Here is a 1,463-nt window from a genome sequence, read left to right on the forward strand (position 1 = left end):
CCCCTGCACGTATTCTACACCTGCAGGTAATCTTATTTCCACAGTAGTAGCGGTACAGGTGCCGGTAAAACCAAGATTAACGGTGAGTTTACTTACATCAAGCCCGCGTGTAAGTTGTTGAGCTGCTAATGGATAAGTAATCACCACCTGTGCTTCTAAGGTGGTACTAAAAGCAGTTGCCAGTATCACCGCTAAAATAACTGGCCGGATTAAACCCGAGCGGATTTTTTGAAAAAAGTTCTCAATGAAAGAATGGTAAAGGTTGTACATGACATGAAAATTTTAATTGAATGAAACGGAGGCTATATAGTAGTAAACTTTATTACCCCCTGCATACAGACTTGTTTTTTGGCAGATTGGTTGTCGAATTACATCTTTTTTAAATAAAATATTTTTTTATTATGATAAGCAAGCAATTGGACGCCGGCCAGGATGTAAAGTTTGAAAGTAAGGGCGTTACTCTTGCCGGCTCAATTTTAACACCTGAAAAGCCTTTCCGCCGTGGTAATTGTGCACGGATCAGACCCGGTAAAAAGAGAAATGGAGTTCACTAAACGCCTTGCCAAAGAAGGTATTTCTGTACTGACCTACGATAAACGCGGAGCGGGAGAATCCGGTGGTGTATATGCCGGGCCACCTGTTGGCACCAATAATATTGACACTACCCATCTTAATTTATTGGCTGACGATGCCAGTGCAGCAGTATATACATTTCAAACTTATCTGAAGGATAAAAAGACACCGACCGGTTTAGTGGGCTTCAGCCAGGCAGGATGGATCATCCCGATTGCTGCACGCAAAAATCCACGAATAGAATTTATGGTGCTATTCAGTTGCCCTACCATTACCACGTTAGAACAACTCCGTTTTCAATTTTATTCCATTGGCAACAAAAATTTTGGGGACAATCATACAGAGGCAGACGTTCGTGAACATATAAAAAGCGACCCGGACAGGTATCAGTTTACGGCTACCGATCCAAAAATCTCTTTGAATACTCTTCGATTCCGGGGCTTTGGCTTTTTGGCGAGAAAGACATACAGAACCCGGTAAAATTGTGCATCGAGCAATTAAATACCTTTAAAGTTCAAGGCAAACCTTTCGAATATACCTTGTTTCCTACATTAGGACACAATACTTCTTAGGCTGATATCCCCCCCTTTGATATTTCAATTCAATGGATAAAACAGAAAGCGCCGAGCATTCGGAAGACTAAAACATCAAAATAAATCGCTGCCTGCAAATGGGGTGTTTTCACCGCCGTTAGTTTTTGGATACAGGTTTTGCAGGTGGTACGCCGCAGGTAAGGCCAACAGGCAGCGGAAACTTAGGGGCGCCCCATCCGCAATTTATGAACGAACAATGTTAATGCGGAGAAAATAAGTCTTCCTATGTTATCCAGTCTACTATGCCAGAAGGGGCTGGCCGGGAGGCCACGCCCCGGCGTCGCACGGATGCGCCGA

2 protein-coding genes are annotated in these 1,463 nt (G+C 43.5%); one reads left to right on the plus strand and one right to left on the minus strand.

Features of this window, described 5'->3' with window-relative positions:
• The coding region (locus EGI32_RS11200) for a hypothetical protein (RefSeq protein ID WP_255155450.1) at positions 1 to 270 on the minus strand (270 nt) is incomplete at its 3' end.
• Between the two features lie 231 nt (positions 271 to 501).
• Between EGI32_RS11200 and EGI32_RS11205 the strand changes: the two genes are divergently transcribed.
• Positions 502 to 1,053: an alpha/beta hydrolase gene (locus tag EGI32_RS11205; RefSeq protein ID WP_369681646.1), complete on the plus strand. Its 552-nt coding sequence runs from the start codon at positions 502 to 504 to the stop codon at positions 1,051 to 1,053.
• Positions 1,054 to 1,463 lie beyond the last annotated feature (410 nt).

The sequence above is a fragment of the Ferruginibacter sp. HRS2-29 genome (assembly GCF_024343615.1).
Classification (GTDB): domain Bacteria; phylum Bacteroidota; class Bacteroidia; order Chitinophagales; family Chitinophagaceae; genus Ferruginibacter.